The sequence below is a fragment of the Paranoxybacillus vitaminiphilus genome (assembly GCF_003259935.1).
GTDB lineage: Bacteria > Bacillota > Bacilli > Bacillales > Anoxybacillaceae > Paranoxybacillus > Paranoxybacillus vitaminiphilus.
Window position 1 is genome coordinate 85,664 of the sequence record NZ_QLMH01000011.1, and the last position, 24,482, is coordinate 110,145.

General features: G+C 39.0%; 18 protein-coding genes and 3 pseudogenes. 19 read left to right on the forward strand and 2 right to left on the reverse strand.

The window, feature by feature from the left end:
* Window positions 1-7: 7 nt before the first annotated feature.
* The 6 genes and pseudogenes from B0I26_RS12680 to B0I26_RS12705 all read left to right on the forward strand — a co-directional run bounded on the left by B0I26_RS12680 (window position 8) and on the right by B0I26_RS12705 (window position 7,476).
* A complete protein-coding gene (locus B0I26_RS12680) occupies window positions 8-1,174 on the forward strand; it encodes a Gfo/Idh/MocA family protein (protein WP_111645797.1) in 1,167 nt (388 codons plus the stop codon).
* Window positions 1,171-2,142, forward strand: a complete 972-nt coding sequence (locus B0I26_RS12685) for a sugar phosphate isomerase/epimerase family protein (protein WP_111645798.1) — start codon at window positions 1,171-1,173, stop codon at window positions 2,140-2,142. The genes B0I26_RS12680 and B0I26_RS12685 overlap by 4 nt, the downstream gene beginning before the upstream one ends.
* Before the next feature lie 521 nt (window positions 2,143-2,663).
* Window positions 2,664-3,433: pseudogene (locus B0I26_RS12690) on the forward strand (polysaccharide deacetylase family protein).
* A gap of 953 nt (window positions 3,434-4,386) precedes the next feature.
* Complete coding sequence (locus B0I26_RS12695) at window positions 4,387-5,481, forward strand: CotS family spore coat protein (protein WP_111645799.1); 1,095 nt, start codon at window positions 4,387-4,389, stop codon at window positions 5,479-5,481.
* A gap of 2 nt (window positions 5,482-5,483) precedes the next feature.
* Window positions 5,484-7,169, forward strand: coding sequence for a glycosyltransferase family 4 protein (locus B0I26_RS12700; protein WP_245934789.1), 1,686 nt, complete (start codon window positions 5,484-5,486; stop codon window positions 7,167-7,169).
* Between the two features lie 190 nt (window positions 7,170-7,359).
* Complete coding sequence (locus tag B0I26_RS12705; protein WP_111645800.1) at window positions 7,360-7,476, forward strand: YjcZ family sporulation protein; 117 nt, start codon at window positions 7,360-7,362, stop codon at window positions 7,474-7,476.
* A gap of 190 nt (window positions 7,477-7,666) precedes the next feature.
* On the opposite strand, the gene B0I26_RS12710 is transcribed toward B0I26_RS12705, so the two are convergent.
* A complete protein-coding gene (locus tag B0I26_RS12710; protein WP_111645801.1) occupies window positions 7,667-9,364 on the reverse strand; it encodes a sigma-54 interaction domain-containing protein in 1,698 nt (565 codons plus the stop codon).
* A gap of 488 nt (window positions 9,365-9,852) precedes the next feature.
* Between B0I26_RS12710 and ahlS the strand changes: the two genes are divergently transcribed.
* The 5 genes from ahlS (at window position 9,853) to B0I26_RS12740 (ending at window position 16,844) form a co-directional block, all read left to right on the forward strand.
* The gene (gene ahlS / locus B0I26_RS12715; protein ID WP_111645802.1) at window positions 9,853-10,701 is read left to right on the forward strand and encodes an AhlS family quorum-quenching N-acyl homoserine lactonase; all 849 of its coding nucleotides are present in this window, start codon (window positions 9,853-9,855) and stop codon (window positions 10,699-10,701) included.
* A gap of 18 nt (window positions 10,702-10,719) precedes the next feature.
* Window positions 10,720-11,901 carry an iron-containing alcohol dehydrogenase gene (locus tag B0I26_RS12720; protein ID WP_111645803.1) on the forward strand — a complete coding sequence of 394 codons (1,182 nt, stop codon included), beginning with the start codon at window positions 10,720-10,722 and terminating at the stop codon, window positions 11,899-11,901.
* Between the two features lie 190 nt (window positions 11,902-12,091).
* The gene (locus tag B0I26_RS12725) at window positions 12,092-13,519 is read left to right on the forward strand and encodes an aldehyde dehydrogenase family protein (protein WP_111645804.1); all 1,428 of its coding nucleotides are present in this window, start codon (window positions 12,092-12,094) and stop codon (window positions 13,517-13,519) included.
* 731 nt (window positions 13,520-14,250) lie between these two features.
* The gene (locus tag B0I26_RS12735) at window positions 14,251-14,832 is read left to right on the forward strand and encodes a DUF5317 domain-containing protein (protein ID WP_111645806.1); all 582 of its coding nucleotides are present in this window, start codon (window positions 14,251-14,253) and stop codon (window positions 14,830-14,832) included.
* Between the two features lie 164 nt (window positions 14,833-14,996).
* Window positions 14,997-16,844, forward strand: a complete 1,848-nt coding sequence (locus B0I26_RS12740) for a diguanylate cyclase (protein ID WP_111645807.1) — start codon at window positions 14,997-14,999, stop codon at window positions 16,842-16,844.
* A 251-nt stretch (window positions 16,845-17,095) separates the two neighbouring features.
* On the opposite strand, the pseudogene B0I26_RS12745 reads toward B0I26_RS12740, so the two are convergent.
* Window positions 17,096-18,019 (reverse strand): annotated as a pseudogene (locus B0I26_RS12745) (MBL fold metallo-hydrolase).
* Between the two features lie 165 nt (window positions 18,020-18,184).
* Here B0I26_RS12745 and B0I26_RS12750 point away from each other — a divergent pair.
* The 8 genes and pseudogenes from B0I26_RS12750 to B0I26_RS12790 form a co-directional block, all read left to right on the forward strand.
* The gene (locus B0I26_RS12750) at window positions 18,185-18,586 is read left to right on the forward strand and encodes a secondary thiamine-phosphate synthase enzyme YjbQ (protein WP_111645808.1); all 402 of its coding nucleotides are present in this window, start codon (window positions 18,185-18,187) and stop codon (window positions 18,584-18,586) included.
* A 375-nt stretch (window positions 18,587-18,961) separates the two neighbouring features.
* Entirely contained in the window at window positions 18,962-19,690 is a 729-nt protein-coding gene (locus B0I26_RS12760; protein ID WP_111645809.1) for an amino acid ABC transporter ATP-binding protein, read from the forward strand.
* 25 nt (window positions 19,691-19,715) lie between these two features.
* Window positions 19,716-20,570 (forward strand): glutamate ABC transporter substrate-binding protein, encoded by an 855-nt coding sequence (locus B0I26_RS12765; protein ID WP_111645810.1) that lies wholly within the window; start codon window positions 19,716-19,718, stop codon window positions 20,568-20,570.
* Window positions 20,571-20,648: 78 nt separating this feature from the next.
* Window positions 20,649-21,302 (forward strand): amino acid ABC transporter permease, encoded by a 654-nt coding sequence (locus B0I26_RS12770; RefSeq protein WP_111645821.1) that lies wholly within the window; start codon window positions 20,649-20,651, stop codon window positions 21,300-21,302.
* A gap of 13 nt (window positions 21,303-21,315) precedes the next feature.
* Window positions 21,316-21,966, forward strand: coding sequence for an amino acid ABC transporter permease (locus tag B0I26_RS12775; protein WP_111645811.1), 651 nt, complete (start codon window positions 21,316-21,318; stop codon window positions 21,964-21,966).
* 101 nt (window positions 21,967-22,067) lie between these two features.
* Entirely contained in the window at window positions 22,068-23,336 is a 1,269-nt protein-coding gene (locus tag B0I26_RS12780) for a sensor histidine kinase (RefSeq protein WP_111645812.1), read from the forward strand.
* Complete coding sequence (locus tag B0I26_RS12785; protein WP_111645813.1) at window positions 23,336-24,262, forward strand: response regulator; 927 nt, start codon at window positions 23,336-23,338, stop codon at window positions 24,260-24,262. Before B0I26_RS12780 ends, B0I26_RS12785 begins: the two co-directional genes overlap by 1 nt.
* Before the next feature lie 100 nt (window positions 24,263-24,362).
* Window positions 24,363-24,482, forward strand: a pseudogene (locus tag B0I26_RS12790) (IS607 family transposase); the annotation flags it as partial.

Sequence of the window (24,482 nt, forward strand, 5' to 3'; positions counted from 1 at the left end):
GAAGCATATGTCGATCATCAAAGTAGGAATTATTGGAACGGGATTTTCTGCGAAATCGCATATAGAAGCTTTAAGACGATTGAATGGTATTGAAGTGGCAGCGATCAGTGCCAGTACGTTAGAGAAAGCGAAAAAAACAGCAGAGCAGTTTGCGATTCCAAAATTTTATGGAAGTGTAGATGATTTAATCTGTGATCCGGAAATTGATGTGATTCACAACTGCACTCCGAACTATCTACACTATCATATCAATAAAAAAGTGTTAGAATCGGGTAAGCATTTACTATCGGAAAAACCGCTGGCAATGACGAGTGAAGAGTCACGCGAATTAGTGGAATTGGCTAAATCAAAAAATGTAGTAGCCGGAGTATGTTTTAACTATCGGCATTATCCGCTTGTCGCTCAGGCAAAGGAGCTCATTCAAAAAGGGGAATATGGACCAGTTCATTTTGTGCATGGAACTTACCTTCAAGATTGGCTTCTGTATGATACAGATTACAACTGGCGTTTAGATACGAAAAGAAACGGTAAATCTCGTGCCATTGCTGACATCGGCTCACATTGGTGTGATACCGTTCAATATGTTCTTAATAAGAAAATTGTAGAAGTATTTGCTGATTTAAAGACTGTACATCCAATACGAAAACGACCGATTGGAGAAGTCGAAACATTTAAAAGCAAAGGCCAGGAAGTGTTTGAGGAAATACAGGTTGACAGTGAAGACTGCGGAAGTGTGATGGTTCATTTTGAAGACGGTACTCACGGTGTATTTGTCGTATCACAGGTGAACGCCGGCAGGAAAAATTGTCTCACGTTTGAAATTGCTGCAAAATCAGGTACTCTTTATTGGAATCAAGAGGAACCGAATAAATTGTGGATTGGCAGACGTGATGAGGCGAATATAGAGCTTGTACGTGATCCTTCATTATTATCAGCTTTCCCTGCTTCGCTCGCACACTACCCTGGCGGACATCAAGAAGGTTGGCCAGATGGCTTAAAAAATCTATTCATTGATTTTTACCAAGCAGTAAAAACATCTCCGAACCCATCCTCAACATCGTTTGCCACGATTGAGGATGGTCACCACATTATGCAGTTGATTGAAGCGATTTTGAAAAGCAATGAGGAGAAAAGATGGGTGAAAGTACAGACAGGGCAGGAGGTATTTCAATGAAATTAGGTGTTTTTACAGTACTTTATCAAAATTTAGCTTTTGAAGACATGCTTGATAAGATATGTGAAATGGGCATTGAAGCCATCGAGTTAGGTACTGGCAATTATCCGGGGAACAGTCATTGTAACCCGGATGAGCTGCTTGAAAATCCGGAAAAAATAAAGGCGTTCCAGCGTGCAATAGAAAGCAGAGGATTAACAATTAGTGCACTAAGCTGTCATGGAAACCCGCTTCATCCTAACAAAAAGTTTGCTGCTGAATCTCATGAAGTATGGAGAAAAACAGTACTGTTGGCTGAACGTTTAGGCGTATCTGTTATTAATGGTTTTTCCGGATGTCCCGGAGATCATCCAAATGCAAAATATCCGAACTGGGTGACTTGTTCTTGGCCTCCTGAATATTTAGAAGTATTAGAATGGCAATGGAATGAAGTGGTGATCCCTTATTGGAAAGAAGAGGCGAAGTTTGCGGAATTACATGGAGTCAATCAAATTGCATTTGAAATGCATCCGGGGTTTGTCGTATATAATCCGGAGACTTTATTAAAATTAAGGGAACATGTAGGACCTAGCATTGGTGCCAACTTTGATCCGAGTCATTTAGTATGGCAGGGTATTGACCCGGTAGAAGCCATTAAAAAACTGGGACGTGAAAATGCCATCTTCCATTTCCATGCGAAAGATACATATTTGGATAAAGCGAATATTCGCGTGAACGGTGTATTAGATACAAAGCACTACAGTAAAATCTTAGATCGTTCCTGGACGTTCCGATCAGTCGGTTATGGTCATGGCGAAAAGGTTTGGAAGGATATCGTCAGTGCTTTACGCGCGATAGGATATGATTATGTCCTTTCTATTGAGCATGAAGATATGCTCGCCTCCATTGATGAAGGATTAAGCAAAGCGGTAAGCCTGTTAAAAGGAATTCTTTTTAAAGAAACATTAACCGAGATGTGGTGGGCTTAAAGGTTAGAAATGATACTAAAACAAATATTTTCTAATTTTGTCGTACCCTCAAGAATTTTGTGTAAGAATACTTAGAGTATTCTCAGATTTTGTTTTTATTAGGGGAGGAGGTCTCGTGTATACCTTTCATAAGACTGAATATTCAGTCTTATGAAAGGAAACGCCATGTCTCCCCATACTCCTTATGTTATTTACAAATTTCGGTATCTTTATCTTAAGAAATTTACGAATTAGGTTTTCTAGTTGATTGACAAAGTCAAAATTCGGTATACTTTTTATCCATGAGGCAGGGTTCTCCTTTCTTAGAATTGTTGTGCAAATCTGAGAATGCCCTGCCTCTTTTCTTTTTATTTAGTGAATTGCTTACACAAAATTTTATACATCATCCCCTCCATGAACTGGTTTTAAAAGAATTACCAACATCAACATAAAAAATAATGATTGTGAAAAATTATAAAAAAACGGAGAAATAAGTATCCTAACACAAACAACGAATTCACATAGAAAGTGTTGGTGTTTTGATGATAAATAAAACGTTTTTCAAAAGGTTCATCTCTATGATAGGTTGTTCTGTTGTTCTGTCATTTATTTATGTATTACCTATAACAGCAAACAATAATAAAGGACGATGGTTTTATGAAGAACAAGGAAAAGCGATTTGGGAAGTACCAACTAAAGAGAAAGTAATTGCATTGACATTCGATGATGGACCAAGTTCAAAATATACTCCACAAATTCTAGATATTTTAAAACAATACAAAGCCAAGGCAACCTTTTTTATAGTTGGTTCCCGTGTAAAAGCTCACCCCGATATAGTAAAACGTGAAATTTTGGACGGTCATGAATTAGCTAATCATACATACAATCATTCCAATTTCAGAGGGCTTACCGAAGAAGAAATTAGAAAAGAATTAAGAAAAGCAAAACAAACGATTGTAGAATTGACTGGATTTTCTCCTAAATTATTTCGCCCGCCAGGAGGGTATTATAATGAAACCATCATCAATGTAGCAAACAAAGAAGGGTATACAGTCGTGATGTGGTCATGGCATCAAGATACGTATGATTGGAAAGAGCCGGGTGTCAGTAATATTGTAAAAAGGTTTTGCTTAATGCTCGAAACGGTGATATTGTCTTATTTCACGATTACGGCGGGGATCGCCGTCAAACGATCGAAGCGCTCAAGCAAATTTTACCTGAACTTAAAAAAAGGGGATACAAATTTGTTACCGTATCAGAATTGTTAAAAATGCATCCAAACTATAGATATCTCGACTGGATATCAGGGTAAGCTGAAGAAATGAAAATTTGTTTTAGACAGAAAAGTTAAATCAGTGCCTGTGCATTGCGATCGTAAAAGTAGACAGTATAAAATTGGTTAAGTAGAAGGAATCAGAGTTGACTTTGGTTCCTTTTCTTTTCTCCTCGAAATGTAATCAAGGTCTTCTTATGCTTTTTCTTTTACTGGCTTGTACATATTGAACCCGCTGTTTGATAGCTTAAGACTCCTTGTATAGATGTATGGGTTCGTATCAAAACTTATTTATCCCGTACTAAATTCAGAAGTCCATTTTACAAGAATGAGGGAGCAGTTGCAATGATTTCTTGAGCTTCAAACGAAAAGGTTACCTAAAGAAGTATTGATAATTATTTAGAAATTATAAAACCCAGAAGCCTAAACGGTTTCTGGGTTTTATGATACCTGCATCCGTCAAACTATCATGCACATAAAATTGACTGAATGACTTCAATGTTAAGTTGTACTAAAAAAACAGCCTTTACTATTATATTTGTCTATACCTTATTAAAAATGCAGCATACCTTATTTTAAGATGCCCTATTCCACGAACTATAATACAAAAAGTGACTTAATGTCGTTCGCTGCTTTTGCCGATGACTGCACCTATGAATTTCTGTTTATTTTCTCTAAAGCATTCCATCGTTAAAGGAAGCGGGGCTGGTGATGAATGGCGGGCTTTGAACAGGAAGGAAAAAGGAAGGTTCTACTATTATAGGCTTTTTTTGATGTAATTCCTATTTATTGGGTATAACCTAGTATATTCATTCTAAGCCAGATTCGTGTTTCTTTTTTGTATCTTTCGAAAAAAGATTAAATAAAATTCACTCAAATTATCTTTTTTATCGTAGGTAAGGCTTGATAGGAGAGTAAACTCCTTTATGAGCTGAATGAACGGCAAGAATAATGTTTGAGCTGATGCTTTTCTATTTCATAGGAGGGATAGTGTGGAGAAGACGGTAATTGAACCATGGGTGGTCGATGAACTGACTCATGAATTTTTTGTACCTGACTATATTGAACAATTAGCAGAAGAGGTTCTTCAAAGTTATGATTTATCCGTTCATAACATTCAAGTAATCACAACCAAGCCGGACAAAGGCGGAGCTATATGGAAGCTTGAGACAAATTTAGGACCAAAAAGTTTGAAGCTGTTGCACCGAAGACCAACTAGAAGTTTGTTCAGTCTGGGAGCTCAGGAATATTTAGTTGATGTTCAGGAAGCAAGGGTGCCGCCAATCATAAAAACAAAGGATGAAAAAAATTATGTTGAGGCAGGCGGAAAGCTATGGTTCGTGGCCGAATGGATCGAACCATTGGCACCGGTTACAAAAGATTTAGAAGGAGCAAAGCAGCTTTGTTACGCCCTCGGAGAATTTCATCGTTTAAGCAAGGGATACATCCCTCCTGAACGGGCTGAAATTGCTTCGAGATTGCATAAGTGGCCAAAAAGCTATGAAAAAGTCATAGAGAAAATGGATTGGTTTCGAAGTCTTGCCAAAGCTTATGAGGAAATGCCGGCAAGTTCACATTTATTGAATGTGGTCGATGAGTTTGAAGAGCAAGCAAGAAGAAGTCTAGAGAGGCTCACTCAATCAAGCTATTTTGAATTGAGCAAGCAAGGAAATGCATATTGGGGGTTAGTTCACCAGGACTATGGTTGGTCCAATGGACAAATGGGAGCCAACGGAATGTGGATTATTGACCTTGACGGTGTTGCATTTGACCTTCCAATTCGTGATTTAAGAAAGCTAATTAGCGGGACAATGGCGGATTTATACAGATGGGATGTGACGTGGGTACGGGAAATGATTAAGGCGTACCATGAAGCCAATCCGATAACTGCTCAATTATATGAGATTTTACTAATTGATTTGTCGCTGCCAAACGAATTTTACAAAAATATAAAAGAAGTCGTGTATGAACCTGAAATCTTTCTCAATGAACAAACAACCCAATTAATCCAAACGATTGTCGATACCGATCAGTCAAAGTGGCCTGTGTTGGAAGAAATTCAAAATGATTGGAAGGGAATGGAATAAATATGAAAATTTTAATGATTTGTACGGAAAAACTTCCTGTTCCTCCCGTATTAGGCGGAGCGATCCAAACTTATATTTCCGGTACTCTTCCACATTTAAGCAAATTTCATGATATTACGGTTTTGGGAATAAGTGATCCATCGCTTCCGGATCAAGAAACCATAGATGGAATTCATTATGTACGCGTACCTGGAAAAATATTCGAAATATATCGCGAAGGTGTTGTTCGTTATGTTGAATCGAATCCATTTGATCTGATCCACATTTTTAATCGCCCACGCCTCGTCATGCCTGTCCGAAATGCAGCCCCTCAAGCAAAAATTACTTTAAGCATGCACAATGATATGTTCAATCCAGAAAAAATTACTCCAGAAGAAGCAAAGGCAGCATTAGGAGAAGTGTCAAATATTGTAACAGTTAGTAATTATGTTGGAAATGTAATCAGCGCTCTATATCCAGAAGCTTCATCAAAGATACGTACGATTTATTCCGGAGTGGACAGCGAGAGATTTTTGCCTAGAAATCATCCAAAAATGCAAAAAATACGCAATGAACTTCGGCAAGCAAATGGCTTAGAGAATAAAACCGTTATTTTATTTGCAGGAAGACTTTCAAGTAATAAAGGGGTCGATAAATTAGTTCGAGCGCTGCCGGAGCTTTCCAAAAAATTTAAAGATTTAGCGTTAGTAATAGTTGGAAGCAAATGGTTTAGCCAAAATGACGTAACCGATTATGTAGCATATGTACGGGCATTGGCAAAAAAGCTGCCGATGCCCGTTGTAACAACAGGCTTTGTTGCGCCGGATGAAATACAAAATTGGTTTGCGGCAGCTGATTTATTTGTATGTACTTCGCAATGGCAAGAGCCGTTGGCGCGGGTACACTATGAAGCGATGGCCGCAGGTCTTCCGATCGTAACAACAGCAAGAGGAGGAAACCCTGAAGTTATTCTCTTAAATGAGAACGGTCTTATCGTGGAAAACCCGGAGGATCCAGGCTGTTTTGCAGAAAAGATTTCACAAATCTTATCAGACAAATCATTGATGAAAAGAATGGGGGAAAAAGGAAGAGAGCTTGCTGTTTCCCGGTACAATTGGAATAGAGTAGCTTCCGAGCTGCTTGAAGTTTGGGAGCAATCTAAAAAAGTTGAACAAGAAAAAGCGGATGAAGAGCATGTTGCTGAGTCGGTAACAAAAGAACAACCAGAAAAAGTTACGAAGGAACAAACAGAAGATTTATCAGTTGAAACGGATTCCATTCGTGAACAATTAGAGGCAGCATTCGCACAAAATATCCTAGCTTTACAAACGGCGCATAAGAAGAAAGAAGATCTTGCGAAAAATATTGCAACAGCAAAAGAAAAACTAGAAAAGAAAATGAATGAAAAATTAGCAAAACTTGAAGAAAAAGAGCTTGAAGGCAAGAGAAAAATCGCTGAGCTAGAGGCAGCACTGGCATCCGGTGAGATTGGCCAAGAAGAATATGAGAAAGAACGAACCGTCGTTCAAACGAATTTAGTTGAGACACGTGCGAAAATCATTGAAGAAGCTAATGAACAAGTTAACAAAATATCAAAAGAAATATTAGAAAAAGTTACTCAGCAAAAAGACAAGAAGAAAAGCAAAGAGAAGAAGCGAAAAAAGCAGAAGAACGCAAACATTTGGGTGATTAGCAATAAAACGAAATAATATCGGTTAGATAAATGTGGAATTTTTCTTTAATTGATGAGTTTGTCCAATCCAATTTTTTCTTAAAACATATCTTAATAGCAGGGATAACATATTTAGCCATCCCTAATCATTCGCTTTTTATGAGCTAGTAACGAACCTGTTATTCTCATAAAAATCGATTATTCACTATGAATGGGAGGTGTTATATATGAGCGATGGAATTCGCAGCATGTTTGCCTTAATTGTTGTCTTATTCGTCTTACTTGTCATTGTAGGATGTTCTTGTACAGGTCTAGGCGGGTATGGTGGTTATGGCGGATATTAATTCCCCATAAGGTGACATGAAACACCCCGATGAATCTCTCCCACCTACACTCTGTTTAGAGGTGGGAGACTTTTTCGGTGAACATGTTAAAACGGTTTTAAAAAGTCAATAATGTTAAAATATTCTCTGATTTGGAGAACAAAGTACTTACCTAATATCTAAAATCTAACTTCGATTTTACAATCAGCAGCTACTTACGAACAGACATGTTCCATTTTTTGAGTTTTTTTACAAGAGTAGAATGATCCACTCCTAATTGTTCCGCGGCTTTTCGAAGAGATGAATGTTTTTGAATCGCCTCGCTAATCATTCGTTTTTCAAACTGTTCGACCCGTTGTTTAAGTGTTAGAGAAGCACCTGAATTTGTTTGCTCATAAATATGCAACGGCAGATCGTGAGGTTCTATCGATTGTGACGGTACGGAAACGATCATGTTTTCTATAAGGTTTTTTAATTCTCTCACATTTCCGGGCCAATGATAATTTTTTAAAATATTTTTTGTATCAGGAGATAAGTGTTTGTTCATGCGATATAGTTTGCAATAAAAAGAAAAATAATGATCCAATAGCGGCTCTATATCCTCCGGGCGTTCGGCTAATGGCGGAATATGAATTTCAACCACTTGCAGCCGATAATATAAATCTTCACGAAATTTCCCTTGCGAAATTAACTTCCTTAAATCTTGATTCGTTGCAGAAATAATTCGTATATCCAAGTTTTTAACTTTACTGCTGCCTATTCTTTGGATTTGTTTTTCTTGTAAAACGCGCAGCAGCTTCACCTGCAGAGTTAATGGCATTTCACCTATTTCATCAAGCATAATCGTTCCTTGATCCGCTAATTCTAACAGGCCTATTTTTCCGTCTTGCCGTGCTCCTGTAAAAGCACCTTTCTCGTAACCAAATAACTCTGATTCCAGCAACTGTTCCGGAATGGCTCCGCAATTTACTTTAATAAACGGTTTGTCTTTCCGGCTGCTTAAATGATGGATGAGATTGGCAATTACTTCCTTTCCTACACCGGATGGACCGGTTAACAAAACGCTTGTAGGGTAAGGGGCAATTTGCTTTACTTTTTCAATAATTCGTTTCATCGGATCGCTTAGAAAGATCATTTTTTCATCTGAACCATCAATAGAGAAAGTATAGCGATTATGGCTCATTTTAGAAAAACTTTTAGCTTTTTCCAATTCTGTTTTCATCTTGATAAGATGCGAAATGTCTCTTACGCTTGTCACAACCATTTCGATTTCACCTTGTTTATTAAAAACAGGATTTCCTGTAACAATAACATCCTTTTTCCCGCCGATTTTTTGCAAAATGGAAATACATTTTTTCTCTTTTAATACGAGAAGAGATACAGATTGGTCAAAATATCCCTGTCTAACTAAATTTTCCATATGCTTGCCTATTAGCTCTTCCCTGCGGAAGCCTGTTATTTCCTCATAAGCGGAGTTCACCATTAATGTTTTTCCTTCCTTATCTACTACATAAATTCCATCTGTTGAAAATTCGATAATCGTTTCCATTTGCTTGAAAAGAGAATGATAGTGTTCCATTTCGGATATATCTTGGAGAACGCTGATTGCTCCGACTAATTCGCCATCCCGGTACAAAGGAGTTCGATTGACGAGACATTGGCGTCCTGCTATGTTCATCTTTACTCCAATCGAGCTTGTTCCGCTCTCTAATACATGAGGAAGCTGGGTGGTTGGGATAAGCTCCCGGATATCTTTTCCTTCCCAATTTTCATTTTCTATCTGAAGAAGCTTTTTTGCAGAAGAATTGATTAATAAAATTTTCCTGTTTCGATCTACCACAATGACCCCGTTATGGATAGAGGAGAAAATGCTTTCCCATATATGAGGATCAATTATTGTTTGTTTCATATGGAGACCTCCTTATCTTTTGGATGGTGAAAAACTTCAACATATGGTGAAAAAAATCACTATTCATTTATTCAGCATTCATTTAAGTTTTTCCTTTTTTATGGTGATTTTTTTCACCTTTTTGTTTGTTAATATTCTAAAAATTTTGTATTGTAAGCGTATTCTTAGTCTTGGCACGATATTTGCATGTAATAGAAAGTGAGCAGAAAGAAAGGAGGAAAGCAAATGGCAAAAATATTCAATACAAGAAATGATAGAACTAAAATTTGTTTTTATTAAAACAGACTTTTAAAATGTTGATTTCATATGTTTATTTTAGCAAGAATATACTGCTTTCAGAAGTTTTAAACAAGTACCGAAAAGCAGTCAACGTTTTCGAGGGATTGTTACAGAAAAAATCGTTCTCTTTATTCGAGTTTACGAAGTGGACAAAAAACAATGTTTATATCATTTAGAGGAACAAAACTACATTATGAGGGGGAATTTTAATGGCGAACGTTATTAAAACACATCCTAAACTTTATGTGATGGATAATGGCCGGATGAGAATGGATAAAAACTGGATGATTGCGATGCATAACCCAGCGACAATTCATAATCCTAATGCTCAAACAGAATTCGTGGAATTTCCAATTTATACGGTGTTAATTGATCATCCGGAAGGAAAAATTCTTTTTGATACCGCCTGCAATCCAAACTCGATGGGACCTCAGGGACGTTGGGCGGAATCTACACAGCAAATGTTTCCGTGGACAGCGAGCGAAGAGTGTTACCTTCACAATCGTCTAGAGCAGTTAAAAATTAGACCAGAAGATATTAAGTTCGTCGTTGCCTCACATCTTCATCTCGATCATGCGGGATGTTTAGAAATGTTTACGAACGCAACGATTATTGTGCACGAAGATGAGTTAAACGGTGCGCTTCAATGTTATGCCCGCAATCAAAAAGAAGGAGCATACATTTGGGCAGATATTGATGCCTGGATTAAAAATAATCTTCAATGGCGTACAGTAAAGCGACATGAAGATAATCTTCTTCTGGTAGAGGGAATTAAAGTGCTTAACTTTGGAAGCGGACATGCATGGGGCATGCTTGGATTGCATGTAGAGCTGCCTGAAACAGGTGGAATTATTCTTGCTTCTGATGCTATTTATACGGCTGAAAGCTATGGTCCGCCGATTAAGCCGCCTGGCATTATTTACGACTCTCTCGGTTATATGAATACAGTTGAAAAAATCCGTCGAATTGCGAAGGAAACAAATTCACAAGTTTGGTTTGGTCATGATTCTGAACAATTTAAGAAATTTCGTAAATCGACGGAAGGATATTATGAGTAAGAAAAGGAGAGGGAGACAATGAGTTTTGCCAAACTAGTTTTCACGCCACTCAGCTATACTGGATGGGGAGCTTTGGAACAATTGCTTCCGGAGGTAAGAAATTTTTCACCGAAAAAGATACTTGTCATAACAGATCCCGTACTTGAGAAAATCGGCTTGGTTCAACGAGTAACGAACCCTCTTATCGAACACGGGTACGATGTAGAACTATATACGGATGTCGTTCCAGAGCCGCCATTAGAAGTAGGAGAGAAGCTCGTTTCATTTACGCGCCAAGGAAAATTTGATATGGTTATCGGTGTCGGCGGGGGCAGCGCCATGGATCTGGCCAAATTGGCAGCAGTTTTGGCTGTACATGAGGGAACGGTTGCTGACTATTTAAATTTAACCGGCACAAAAAAAGTGCATAAAAAAGGACTGCCTAAGATTTTGATTCCGACTACATCGGGAACAGGTTCTGAGGTGACGAACATTTCCGTTCTTTCCTTAGACACGACAAAAGATGTAGTGACACATGATTATCTTCTAGCGGATGTGGCCATTGTCGATCCGGAATTGACCGTTTCTGTGCCTCCTCGCGTAACAGCGGCTACGGGCATTGATGCGCTAACTCATGCAGTTGAGGCATATGTGTCAGTCAATGCCAACCCGATAACGGATGGTTTGGCGCTTCAAGCAATCCGGCTCATTGGTCGTTCTTTGCGAAAAGCGGTCGAAAATGGAAATGATAAACAAGCTCGAATTGATATGAGCAACGGCAGCTATCTGGCAGGATTAGCTTTCTTTAATGCCGGGGTGGCTGGTGTCCACGCTCTTGCCTATCCATTAGGCGGCCAATTTCATATTCCACATGGAGAATCAAATGCTGTATTGTTGCCTTATGTAATGGGATATATTCGAAAAAGCTGCACAAAACGGATGGCTGATATTTTGAATGCTTTGGGAGGAAATTCAACTTACCTTTCTGAAGAAGAAGCTTCTTATAAATGTGTAGAAGAACTTGAAAGATTAGTGAAAGATGTAGGAATTCCGAATACGCTCGGCGGTTTCGATATACCTGAAACCGCTTTAGAGAGTTTAACTCAAGATGCTGTTAAGCAAAAGAGACTATTAGCGCGAAGCCCTTTGCCATTGTTGGAAGATGATATAAGAAAAATTTATCAATCCGCTTTTACTGGTGTTGTCACTGAACCAAAATAAACGACTTACTGTCACTTGCTGTCACTTGGAACACACGGAAGGGATGAAACGATAGTTGAACAGCGGGTTGACTTGTCACCAATCGAATTCGAAGTGATGAGTCAAAAAGTAGACGGATGGTTGTTTATCGCACTGTTAAGCTAATATACTTAAATTGAAAAGATACTAAGGAAAAAAGAGGAGAGAAACGATGGAAAAAAAGAAACTGTATATCAATGGAGAATGGGTGGAAGCAACTTCATATACGACATTAACATCGCCTTATTCAGGTGAACCACTTGCGGAAATTCCGGTAGCGACGGAGTCAGATGTTGAGCGGGCGATTGAAGCGGCTTACCAAGCGAGAAACATGATGGCGAAAATGCCGGCACACAAGCGAGCAGCCATTTTAGAAAAAGTGGCAGAGATCCTTCAAGAAAGAGCAGAAGAAGCAGCACAGATGATCGCGCTTGAAGCAGCAAAGCCGATTACAACGGCCAAAGCGGAAGTAGGGCGTACGATTCAGACGTATAAGTTTGCCGCTGAAGAAGCAAAACGTATTCATGGCGAAACGATTCCATTAGATGCTGCACCGGGTGGGGAGAACCGGGTCGCTTTTACAGTAAGAGAACCAATCGGTGTCATTGGAGCGATTACCCCGTTCAACTTCCCGATGAATCTTGTTGCTCATAAGCTTGGCCCGGCCATCGCGGCTGGAAATACGATCGTACTCAAACCGGCGAGCCAAACACCGCTTTCCGCGTATTTTATTGCGGAGCTTTTTGAACAAGCAGGTCTTCCAAAAGGAGCATTAAACGTAGTAACGGGAAGCGGAAAAACGGTCGGGGATAAACTTGTTACCGATGAGCGAATCAGCATGATTACGTTTACAGGAAGTCCGGCTGTTGGAATCGGCATTCGAAATAAAGCCGGATTAAAGAAAGTAACCCTTGAACTCGGTTCCAATTCCGCCGTCATTGTCGATGAAGATGTAGACGTTGATTCCATTATTCAACGATGTGTAGTTGGTGCCTTCTCCTTCCAAGGTCAAGTTTGTATTTCGCTGCAACGGATTTATGTGCATGAGAAACGTTACGAGGAGTTTGTCGAAAAGTTTATCGCTGCCACTAAACAATTAAATGTTGGCGATCCGCTTGATCCAAAAACGGATGTGTCTGCATTGATTACGCCGAATGATGTAGAGCGATCTTTACAGTGGATTGAGGAAGCGAAACAAGGTGGGGCAACGGTTGCCGTAGGCGGTAAAAGAACAGGAAATATATTACTGCCAACCGTCATCCTTCATGCTCGGCCTGACATGAAAGTATCTTGTCAAGAAGTATTTGCTCCGATTGTATTAATTAATAAAGTCACATCAATTGATGAAGCGATAGAATTGGTGAATGATTCTCGATACGGATTACAAGCGGGTATTTATACAAACAATATTCACGTTGCCTGGGAGGCTGTAGAAAAACTTCAGGTCGGCGGAGTACTGATTAATGACATTCCGACATTCAGGGTCGATCACATGCCTTATGGCGGTGTGAAAGAAAGCGGAACAGGCCGGGAAGGTTTACGGTATGCAGTCGAGGAGATGACAGAATTAAAACTCGTTATTTTCAATCGAAATCAATAACACTTCCTTTTGCCCCAGAAATCCAAGTGGTTTCTGGGGTTGTTTTGTTGTTAGTGACTAGAATCCGGACTTTTGGCTTTACAAATTAAAGACTTAAAAGAAGGAATAATACGGGGGCTTACGTTCAAGAAAATAAAACACGAATTTTTGATGTTGAAACAACGGCGACAACGGAAGGGGAAAAACGCTGCTGTAGTTGAATTATATCAACGATTCCAACCAATGACCGAAGAGAAGCAGGAAAGCAGCATTGAATTTATTTTAGTCCGTCATGGTCAACATGTAACATGTAAGCGATTTAAATCATGATTTTAGCTTCCCTGTCTTGTAAAATTGGAGCGTTTGCAGTAATAGATGTCCGATGAGGAAATCAAAATCAGTTGTAAAGTCGATAAAGGTTGTAGGTAAAGTTAGCTCCTTGTTATAGAAAATTCCTCATTCCCATGAAATAACTGGATCAATCTGTTTTGGAGAAGAATAAAAATTATTTTATCAATAAAATTTCACTAACGCATTTGTAAAGTGAAAGAGTTTTAATTTCTTCTGTAAAAGCGTATATATAATAGGTAAAAATACCTATTTACAATATTATAAAAAATATATATTAATAAAAAATAGAGAAAAATTCCGTTATTTTTCTATTTTTGTAAAAATAATAAAATTCGGTTATACAAATTGAGCAAAAACGCGGAATAAGAGAACGGCACGCACGCGCTAAAAGGGGAATGGAAATGGTCTACGATGGAATTATTTTATCATTGTTAATCGGTTTTTTTCGCGGCGGGAGTTTAAAAGGGTTGGCATATATGAAACTTAAGTGGGGATGGTTGTTTCCGCTCTTGTTAGGTATCGAAATTTGTATATTTTTGTTGCAAAATAAGTTGAGTGTAATTGCTTCTTTAAGCAATTATTTATTTATAGCTATTTACATAGTTGGACTTGCTTTTTTATGGTTAAACCGACATAACCAAGGCTTTATGATTATTTTCATTGGAGTTTTATTGAATTTTATTGTTATGGCTCTAAACGGCGGAAGAATGCCGGTTTCGATTGAGGCGAGTCAGTTTTTAGGACTGGAATATATAGATGCTTTAAAAGCTGGAACATATGGCAAACATATGGCGATTGACAATTCGACGCTGTTGCCGTTTCTTGGCGACATTATTCCGCTTTCCGCTCCGTATCCGAAGGAGCAAGTGATCAGCATCGGTGACGTTGTTATGAACGTCGGTGCGTTCATCTTCATCCAGCACCTTATGCTGGATTACAAAAACGACAAATCTTCCCTTCAAACGGTCAATGAAGGGAGGTGAACGCGATGAACGCAACAGTGAAAAAAGCTCTTATTAATTTATTTATTATTGGTTCCGTTATTGTAGCTTTGACATCTGGGTACAAACTTGGTTAATCTTGATTAAAGGAGAAGTAACTACATTTACTTCTCCTTATTAAATTTTAGCAATGAGAGTGATAAAATATGTACCTTAACAGATATCCGTTTTCAAAACATTATAAGAAATTATATATAGCTGTCATCTCAATTTTAGGCTTAGGATTATTTATACTAGAGAATAGTTTTTACGCTCAACCACTAGAAGATTGGGTTTTAATTTATATGTTGTCTGGAGCAATTCTTTTACTAAATCACTTTCTAGTCTATCTTCCTCCAAAAGATAATACCTTTTCAATGGATTCGGCTATTTATTTGGCTTGTATATTTTTATACGGATTAGATTTGACACTTGATGTTTTATTTTTAAATAATCTAATTTATGCTTTGTATAAGAATAAAATTGTATGGTGGAAGCATCTTTTTAATTTCTCCATGTATTCTTTAATGATTATCAGCTCCTATTATTCATTTATAGTTTTTGGGGGAGAAATTGGCGGGGTCAATACTCATAATATTTTTTCTCATTTAATCAGTTTAATTGTTTATCTTACATTAAATATTACATTAATGTCTTTATTTTTTATTTTTTCTTCTCCAGGAACTTTGTTTAATGTGTTCAAAGGAGTCTTAAAAATAGGTATTTTGAAAGAATCATTTGTAAGTTATTCAGTTACTTTATTGCTTTCTCTTGTTTTAACAATTTTAATGACAGAAGAAAAATATTTCGGTTTATTTTTATTTACCATTTTAGTTGTGCTGATCTCATTTGCCTTTAGCAAATTTTTGTATTTGTATCAAGATGTGTCAGAAAAAGCGAACAAAGATTATTTAACCGGATTGTACAACCACGGCTTCTTTAAAAATGTGCTGGATGAACAGTTTTCTAAATGGAGTAAGCTGAAGGAACCGTTTTGCGTGGCGCTGCTTGATTTGGATGATTTTAAAAAATACAATGACAGCAACGGCCATCTTCAAGGGGATGAGCTGTTAAAGTTTTTCGGGGAATTTTTGAAAACGGAAATGGAAAGCGAAAAATATGTTCTTGCCCGATATGGCGGCGAGGAATTTGCTGCTTTTATGAAGAATACGACAAAAGATGAGGCGTACGTTGTTTTGGATCGATTACGTAAAAAAGTGAATGACACATATTTTGCGGGAGTGGAAAATCTTCCGTACCGTTGTTTGTCGTTTTCATGCGGGATCGCCGAATATGAAAAGGGCACGTATGATGCCGGTGAGCTAATCCATAAAGCCGACAAGGCGTTATATTATGCGAAAGCGCAAGGAAAAAACAATGTGCAAGTGTATGATGAGAAAAATGTCTGTTTTGATGCGATGCAATTTAAAGAAGAGCTTGATGCGATTGAGCAGCAGCTGAAAATCTTTTTATCGAAAGATGTATATACCTATCGGCACAGCAAGCGCGTGTTTAAATATGCCATTGAATTCAGCGAAAAACTCCAACTAGGGGAGCATGAAAAACAAACGTTAATTTTAGGTGCGCTCGTACATGACATCGGGAAATTAGAGGTGCCGAGGGACATTATTAATAAAGAAGGAAAGCTTGAACCACACGAATGGGAAATTATAAAGAAGCATGTGACATGGGGGAAGGAGATTCTTGCTGCGGATAAAAGGTTTGAAGAACTGATTCCACTCGTGGAGCTTCACCACGAACGATACGATGGAAAGGGGTATCCATACGGTTTAAAGGGGGAAGAGATTCCGAAACTTGCCCGCATTTTATGTATTATCGATTCATTTGATGCAATGACAACGGAAAGACCGTACCAGCGCACAAAAACGTTTGAAGAGGCAATCGAGGAATTGAGGCGATGCGCCGGCAAGCAGTTTGATCCGACATTTGTCGAACCGTTTATTGACATGATTAAAACGAATAATTTGAAAAGACAACGTCTGTTTGCTAACTAAAATAAGAGTCAATAAATGTGAGTGAAGACAAGCAAACGGTTTGTTTATACTTTGAGGCTTTTTGTTTAGGAGTATCTCAGAGAAAAGCGCTTGCTGAAGGCAGGTGCTTTTATTATGCCAAATATATAATCAATTGAACTATGTTCTAAATTATCAATTTGATCTTGCATATACATATCCAAACCCACACGAATCTTTCTTTGCTGAAAAAGCTTTAGGAGCGGAAATGAAAAAGCCGCTCCCATTTTTTATTAATCACAATGTAAAAGCTCACCAAGCTTTAATAGTTTTAACCTTTCATCATCCAATTGGTGCCGTGTCCATTCAGCAAGCAAGCGATCAAGTGCTTCTTCCGGAGTATCATCGGCAAGAGGAAATGTTCCGTAGTGCATGGGGATAAACGTTTCGGCTTTACAGTCAATAAAGGCCTGCACTGCTTCTTCCGGGGTAATGTGCTGTGGCCCCATAAACCATTTCGGTTCATATGCACCAATCGGAAGGAGTGCATAATCAATTGAAAAATGCTCACCGATTTCTTTAAAGCCGCGAAAATAGCCGCTGTCTCCTGCAAAATAAAATGTTGGCTTTCCATCTGCTTGAATGATCCAGCCGCCCCAGTGAGATGTGTTCATGTCAAATAGCGATCTTCTTGTCCAATGCTGGGCAGGAACAAATGTAAGCGTGATCTTGTTATAATGTTTTTCTTGCCACCACGAACATTCCACAACGTTTTCAATCCCTTTTTTGCGAAATAATCGTCCAAGACCAATCGGCACAAAAATGCGCGGATTTCCTTTTAACTTTCTAATGCTTGCGAAATTTAAATGATCGTAATGGCTATGGGAAATTAAAACGATGTCAACATCCGGCATGTCACTGAGCGGAATTCCGGGACGGGTTAACCGTTTTACCGTTCCTAAGCGATTAGCCCAAACAGGATCGGTGACAATCGTTACTCCGTTCACTTAAATGACGAAGGTGGAATGGCCGATCCATGATAAAAGTGTATGTGAGCGATTCATATGCAAGAGAGAGTGTTCCGGCTTATCTACATGTGGAACTTGATAGGAACTATTTTTTTGTTTTGCTTTTCGCTCCCGCTGCCAGCGGCGAAAATCGGAAAATGTCTTTTTCATCGATACGTTATCAAGATTTTCATAACGTTTTCGTACCATGACTTTCATCCTTTTTGTTATTAATGTTTGCGAAAGGTGTGCATGATCATGGAAATTTGATATGATAATTCTATATTATTTTAAACAATTAAAATAAATTAGACAGTTTTACAATAACAAAAACTTTTTTTCTTTGACAAACAATATATACGGTGGAGGATGATTATGTTAAAGAAATTTACCATTCGCACGTCACAACGTGATGAAATGCTTGATATTACTAATTATGTTCAAGAAGTCGTTAACGAAGCTAACATGGAAGAAGGAATTGCGGTTGTTTATTGTCCGCATACAACTGCCGGGATTACGATTAACGAAAATGCGGATCCAGATGTGAAACGCGATATGATGCGCCGTTTTGCTGAAGTGTACCCATGGGAGCACAAATTAGACAGACATGCGGAAGGGAACACGGCAGCTCATATGAAAGCAAGCACGGTCGGCGCTTCACAACATGTCATTGTTACAGGAGGAAGACTTCTTCTCGGAACTTGGCAAGGGATCTATTTTTGCGAATATGACGGTCCGCGGCAACGGACGTTTTTCGTGAAAGTAATAAAAGGATAAACGAGCTTTTAAAGGCTGAAGGAAATAGCCCATTTGGTTACAAAGATACAACACCGCTTGCCCAATGAACAAAAGATTATGGAGCCATTGTTGTAAAGGCTAATTTAAAATTTAGCTCTTTGCAGTAAATGATTACGAGTGAGACCAAACACATATGACCAACTTCTCCTCTTATTAAGTTTTTTACTGTCGTTTCGTGTAGATTTCAGTAGATTTATAATTACAATCAATTCAGAAAAAATAAACTTTTTTAAACGCACCTCGGTTAAACAATAATTGTTGATTTTTCGCTGCTGTTGAGCACGATCTAGTTAGCCGGAACATCAGCATGATGTGTTAACAGAGCAAAAAGTAAAAAAGGAGGGGGGGTTTTCTTTGATTAGTTTTCATCAGGTCAATAAACATTATGGAAATTTTCATGTTCTTAAAGATATAAACCTTCACATCAATCAAGGAGAAGTCGTTGTTATTATCGGACCGTCCGGTTCCGGAAAAAGTACGCTCGTGCGCTGTATCAATCGACTTGAAACCATTACGAGCGGTGAATTGATTGTCGACAACGTAAAGGTGAATGACAAAAATACGGACATTAATAAACTGCGGCGCAACATCGGTATGGTGTTTCAACACTTTAACCTTTATCCGCATAAAACGGTTCTGCAAAATATTACGCTGGCTCCTACCAAGGTGTTAGGCATTTCTGAGAAGGAAGCAAAAGAAACAGCGATGTATTACCTAGAAAAGGTAGGAATACCTGATAAGGCTAACGCTTATCCATCAGAATTATCAGGCGGTCAACAACAACGTGTAGCGATTGCCCGAGGACTGGCAATGAATCCTAAAATCATGTTGTTCGATGAGCCAACTTCAGCGCTTGATCCAGAGACGATTGGCGAAGTACTTGATGTGATGAAAAAACTGGCAAAGGAAGGAATGACGATGGTAGTTGTGACTCATGAAATGGGTTTTGCTCGTGAAGTAGCCGATCGTATCGTTTTTATGGATCAAGGAAGAATTCTCGAAGAAGCACCGCCTGAAGAGTTTTTCGCAAACCCACGCGAAGAGCGGGCTCGCCTGTTTTTGAGCAGAATTCTTAATCATTAAATTAAGGAAAAGGGGGCAATTTTGAATGAAGTTGAAAAATGTATGGAAAAAAATGATGGGCATTGGACTTGTTGCTATGCTTAGCGCTACCATGTTAGTGGGATGCAGCGGCGGAACTGAAACAGGAGGAGAAAACAAAGAGAAAGAAACGAGTACAACGGAAAGCAATACGTTAGAGAAAATTAAAGAAAGAGGCAAACTCGTCGTTGGCGTTAAATATGACTTAAATCTTTTCGGGTTAAAAGACCCGAAAACGGGAGAAGTAGAAGGCTTTGATATTGATATCGCCAAAGGGTTGGCAAAGAAAATTCTTGGGGATGAAAACAAAATTGAACTGAAAGAAGTAACTTCAAAAACACGTATCCCAATGTTGAATAACGGGGAAATCGATGCGATTATCGCGACGATGACGATTACAGAAGAGCGGAAGAAGGAAGTTGACTTCTCTGATGTCTATTTCATGGCTGGTCAATCATTGCTCGTGAAAAAAGACAGCAAAATTAACGGTTTGAAAGATATTAAAAAAGGTGTAACTGTTTTAACCGCAAAGGGATCCACTTCTGCGCAAAACATTCGTGAAAAAGCTCCTGAAGCGACCGTTTTAGAATTTGAAAACTATGCGGAAGCATTTACGGCATTAAAAGCAGGACAAGGTGATGCATTGACGACAGATAACGCGCTGCTCTATGGTATGGCAAAGCAAGATCCTAATTATCGGGTAGTTGATGAAACGTTTACAGAGGAACCTTACGGAATTGCTGTGCGAAAAGGTGATAAGGAGTTTTTACAAGTGATTAATGAATATCTTAAAGAGATAAAAGAGAGCGGCGAATATGACAAAATTTATGAAAAATGGATTGGCGAAAAGCCGAAGCAATAAAGAATGTGTAAGCAGATGAGCGGATTCCCTGCCGCTCATTTGCTTCTTCTGAAAGAAAAAGGGGGGAACGACAACACGATGATTGATTTTTCAATTATTGTTGACCATTGGGATATGTATATGCAAGGATTTGGCAACACGGTAAAAGCCAGTCTGCTTGCCTTATTGGGCAGTCTGCTGCTTGGAATTGTGATCGCTGTATTCCGGATTGCGCCGGTAAGACTGCTAAATTGGCTCGGAGCGGCATACGTCGAATTTATCCGGAATATACCACTGATTCTAGTTGTATTTGTTTTTTTCTTCGGGTTACCAGCGCTTGGAGTTCGTTTAGATTCATTCACTGCCGGAACTTTAGGGCTTACTGTTTACACTGCGGCTTTTATCGCTGAAGTGATTCGTGCGGGAATTCTTGCGGTTCCTAAAGGGCAGATGGAGGCAGCACGGTCATCTGGCCTTACTTATTTGCAAGCAATGCGCTACGTTATTTTGCCCCAAGCGATCAAAATTGTCATTCCACCGCTGGGTAATCAGTTTATTAACCTAGTAAAAAACTCTTCCGTACTTGGGGTTATTGCTGGGCTTGATTTAATGTATTTCGGGGACTTAATTTCATCTGAAACGTTTGTTACGTTTGATGTTTACATTTTTGTAGCGGTGTTTTATCTTGTCTTAACTGTTCCACTAAGCCTCGGCGTCGGTTTTCTAGAGCGTCGCTTGGCAAGAAGCCGATAAGGGGGGAGAAAAAATGGATTTTATTGGCGCATACTCTCCTATTCATCTTAAATTTTTGCTTGAAGGTTTTTTAGTTACGCTTGAAGTAGCATTTATATCGATTGTGCTTAGTTTTGCGATTGGAATTGTCATAGGGGTGTTGCGTTACGCGCGAATTCCTGTCGTTGCTCACGTTTTGGCGGTAGGGGTTGAGACGATTCGCAATCTACCACTATTATTGATTATTTTCTTCACCTATTTCGCACTGCCTGAAGTAGGCATGAAGCTGGACAAATTATATGCAGCGATTTTGGCGCTTGTTATTTTTGAATCAGCGATGCTGTCAGAAATTGTGCGAAGCGGATTAAATTCGATTGAAAAAGGACAAATTGAAGCAGCGCGGGCATCTGGCCTCACCTATATGCAGACGATGTGGCACATTATACTGCCGCAAGCATTGCGCCGCATGGTTCCGCCAATTGTAAGCCAATTTATCTCTTTATTGAAAGATACGTCGCTGGCTGTAGTCATTGCTTTGCCAGAGCTAATGAACCATGCGCAAATTATTAACGGAAGAAATGTAAACTATGTCATTCCTATTTTCCTGCTCGTTGCGCTTATGTATTTTACGGTGAATTATTCATTGTCCTTGATTTCCAAACGATTAGAAAATAAACGTGTGTAAGTATTTTTACTTTTCATATTGCGAAATCTCCATTTCCTAATATAAATTTATTATAATTAGGAAATGGAGTTATTATTTTCATAGTAAAAAAGGAGAATTCAATGCGTGATCGTCTATTGCTGTTGCTGGTTATTATGCTGGCTACTGCTTTTTTCGGGGAAATGAAAGTGACGCCATTTGGCGGTACGTTTCGCTTTTCGCTGGGAAGTGTTGCTTTCTTTTTCGGATTGTTATGGTTTCATTCCGTCCCAACTCTTCTTGCTGGTTTTTGCACAGGAGTGTTTATTACAGGATTTCGGGGTGTCATCGATGTAATGATCGGGCATCTGTCATGGCATGATAGTCTATTGATTCATTTTCCAGCGGCTTTTTATTACTTTAGCTTCGCTTTGCTTGTTCATTTGACAAGGATTTCCCAATATGCAGAGTTTCCGATTCGAGTAGGATTAATTGGAACGGCTATTGATTTTTCATCTAACATCGTTGAACTATCGATTCGACAGCTAGTTGGTGAATCCCCGCTCATTGCAAAGGAAACGATTTTCATGTTGCTTTTGTTCGGCATCTTGCGCAGTTTCTCCGTAGTGGGATTGTACAATATTTTATCGATTCGTCAAATCAAAGCTTTAGGCGAAGCTCGGCGGCAGGAACTCGAGCGCCTTGTGATGATTAATACGAGTCTTTATGAAGAAGCGTTTTATTTACGTAAGTCGATGACACATATGGAGGAAATTACGCGGCAAAGCTACGAGCTTTATACACGGCTGCTCGAGTCGGAAAAAGTAGAGCCGCGCATGGCTTTGTATATTGCTGAGCATGTACATGAAGTGAAAAAAGATTCGCAGCGAATTTTAGCCGGTTTGTCTAAGTTGATACGTCAAGAGGAATTTGCCTTACGTATGAATATTGCTGAACTTTGTGGAATGGTTATTCGTGCCAATCAAAAATATGCGGAACTGTTGGGAAAATGTATTCGTTTTGAAGAAAAATGTAGTGTGAATTTGTTCACCAATCAAATCTATGCCCTTCTTTCCGTGTTGAACAATTTAGTGGCTAACTCGGTGGAAGCGGTTTCATCTTCGGGTTGGATTGAACTGCGGGTAGAACTGGACAAAGGTGAAATCGTGTTTTATGTGACTGACTCTGGACCGGGAATTCCAAGAGAAGACTGGGATTGGGTGTTTCAACCGGGATTTACGACAAAATATGATGAACAAGGCAACCCGTCAACAGGAATCGGTCTGACGCATGCGAAAGAGATTGTTGAGAGTTTAAGTGGATGCATACAAATAACTTATGATGATGGTGATAGAACGCAATTTCAAGTAAGAATACCAACTGACAAATTACTTCGAGAGGAGGAGGCCTAATGTCGCTTCGTTTCTTTCTTATTGAAGATGACCGGGTTGTTCGAAAAATGCTGGAGAAAATTATTACAGAAAACGGTCTGGGAGAGGTGGTGGGACAGGCGGCAGATGGACTCGATGTCTCAATTGACCAGTTGTATTCGGTTGATGTCGTGCTTATTGATTTGCTTATGCCTGGACTTGATGGCATTCAAACAATGAAAAAATTAAAAGCAGAAGGATTTTCTGGCCAATTCGTGATGATTTCCCAAGTAGAAAACAAAGAAATGATTGGTCAAGCTTATCTGCAAGGTGTAGATACATATATTCAAAAACCAATTAACCGTTATGAAGTCGTGTCTGTGTTGAAACGGGTCGCGAATCATCTGTCTCTCGTCTCTTCCCTTCATTCCATTCGCAAGTTGGTGCAGGAGATCGATGAAAAAGGGAAGAACGGTCATAGTGAGGCAGAGAAAACGAGATTAGGTGTTTATGAGAAGAATCATCTTCAACAGAAGGTACGCCAGCTTCTTCTGTTATTAGGAATTGCCGGTGAAGCGGGGGCATCTGATTTGCTGCTCATTATGCAATGGCTCGCTGAGAAAGAAGAGAAAACTCAGCCGTTAAACGATTTGCCCCCGTTGAAGGAAGTATATATACAAGTACTGCGGCAGATTCATGGGAATGAAGACGAAAATTCGTTACAAAAAGAGATACGTGCTATGGAGCAGCGCATTCGCCGTATGGTCTTTCAAGCTTTCACCCACTTGTCTTCACTTGGTTTGACTGATTACACGAATCCTACCTTCGAGCACTTTGCCCCGCGTTTGTTTGATTTTGAGGAAGTTCGCTTGCGTATGCAGGAGCTGGAAGCTGGTGAGAAAACGACGAAGTGCCGGATTAACGTAAGAAAATTTCTCTCCGCGTTTTATATGGAGGTGAGAGGATAGCAGGATATTACGGCAACTTAATTTTTCAACAAATTTGGTACAAAAATATATATTATGTTTAATAAAGGAAATGTGATAAAATGAACAAAAAAGGGGGTATAATGGAAGATATGATTATGATGAAGATAGTGTTTATTCATTATTGTTTGATGGTGTAGAAAGAAAAACATATATATACGCAAGGGTATCCACGCCTAAACAAAAGAAAGATTTAGAAAAT

Excerpts from the sequence above, each read along its gene's own strand:
- B0I26_RS12680 (WP_111645797.1), top strand. The coding sequence starts at position 8 with ATGTCGATCATCAAAGTAGGAATTATTGGAACGGGATTTTCTGCGAAA.
- B0I26_RS12685 (WP_111645798.1), top strand. The coding sequence starts at position 1,171 with ATGAAATTAGGTGTTTTTACAGTACTTTATCAAAATTTAGCTTTTGAA.
- B0I26_RS12700 (WP_245934789.1), top strand. The coding sequence starts at position 5,484 with ATGAAAATTTTAATGATTTGTACGGAAAAACTTCCTGTTCCTCCCGTA.
- B0I26_RS12705 (WP_111645800.1), top strand. The coding sequence starts at position 7,360 with ATGAGCGATGGAATTCGCAGCATGTTTGCCTTAATTGTTGTCTTATTC.
- B0I26_RS12710 (WP_111645801.1), bottom strand. The coding sequence starts at position 9,364 with ATGAAACAAACAATAATTGATCCTCATATATGGGAAAGCATTTTCTCC.
- ahlS (WP_111645802.1), top strand. The coding sequence starts at position 9,853 with ATGGCGAACGTTATTAAAACACATCCTAAACTTTATGTGATGGATAAT.
- B0I26_RS12720 (WP_111645803.1), top strand. The coding sequence starts at position 10,720 with ATGAGTTTTGCCAAACTAGTTTTCACGCCACTCAGCTATACTGGATGG.
- B0I26_RS12725 (WP_111645804.1), top strand. The coding sequence starts at position 12,092 with ATGGAAAAAAAGAAACTGTATATCAATGGAGAATGGGTGGAAGCAACT.
- B0I26_RS12735 (WP_111645806.1), top strand. The coding sequence starts at position 14,251 with ATGGTCTACGATGGAATTATTTTATCATTGTTAATCGGTTTTTTTCGC.
- B0I26_RS12740 (WP_111645807.1), top strand. The coding sequence starts at position 14,997 with ATGTACCTTAACAGATATCCGTTTTCAAAACATTATAAGAAATTATAT.
- B0I26_RS12750 (WP_111645808.1), top strand. The coding sequence starts at position 18,185 with ATGTTAAAGAAATTTACCATTCGCACGTCACAACGTGATGAAATGCTT.
- B0I26_RS12765 (WP_111645810.1), top strand. The coding sequence starts at position 19,716 with ATGAAGTTGAAAAATGTATGGAAAAAAATGATGGGCATTGGACTTGTT.
- B0I26_RS12770 (WP_111645821.1), top strand. The coding sequence starts at position 20,649 with ATGATTGATTTTTCAATTATTGTTGACCATTGGGATATGTATATGCAA.
- B0I26_RS12775 (WP_111645811.1), top strand. The coding sequence starts at position 21,316 with ATGGATTTTATTGGCGCATACTCTCCTATTCATCTTAAATTTTTGCTT.
- B0I26_RS12780 (WP_111645812.1), top strand. The coding sequence starts at position 22,068 with ATGCGTGATCGTCTATTGCTGTTGCTGGTTATTATGCTGGCTACTGCT.
- B0I26_RS12785 (WP_111645813.1), top strand. The coding sequence starts at position 23,336 with ATGTCGCTTCGTTTCTTTCTTATTGAAGATGACCGGGTTGTTCGAAAA.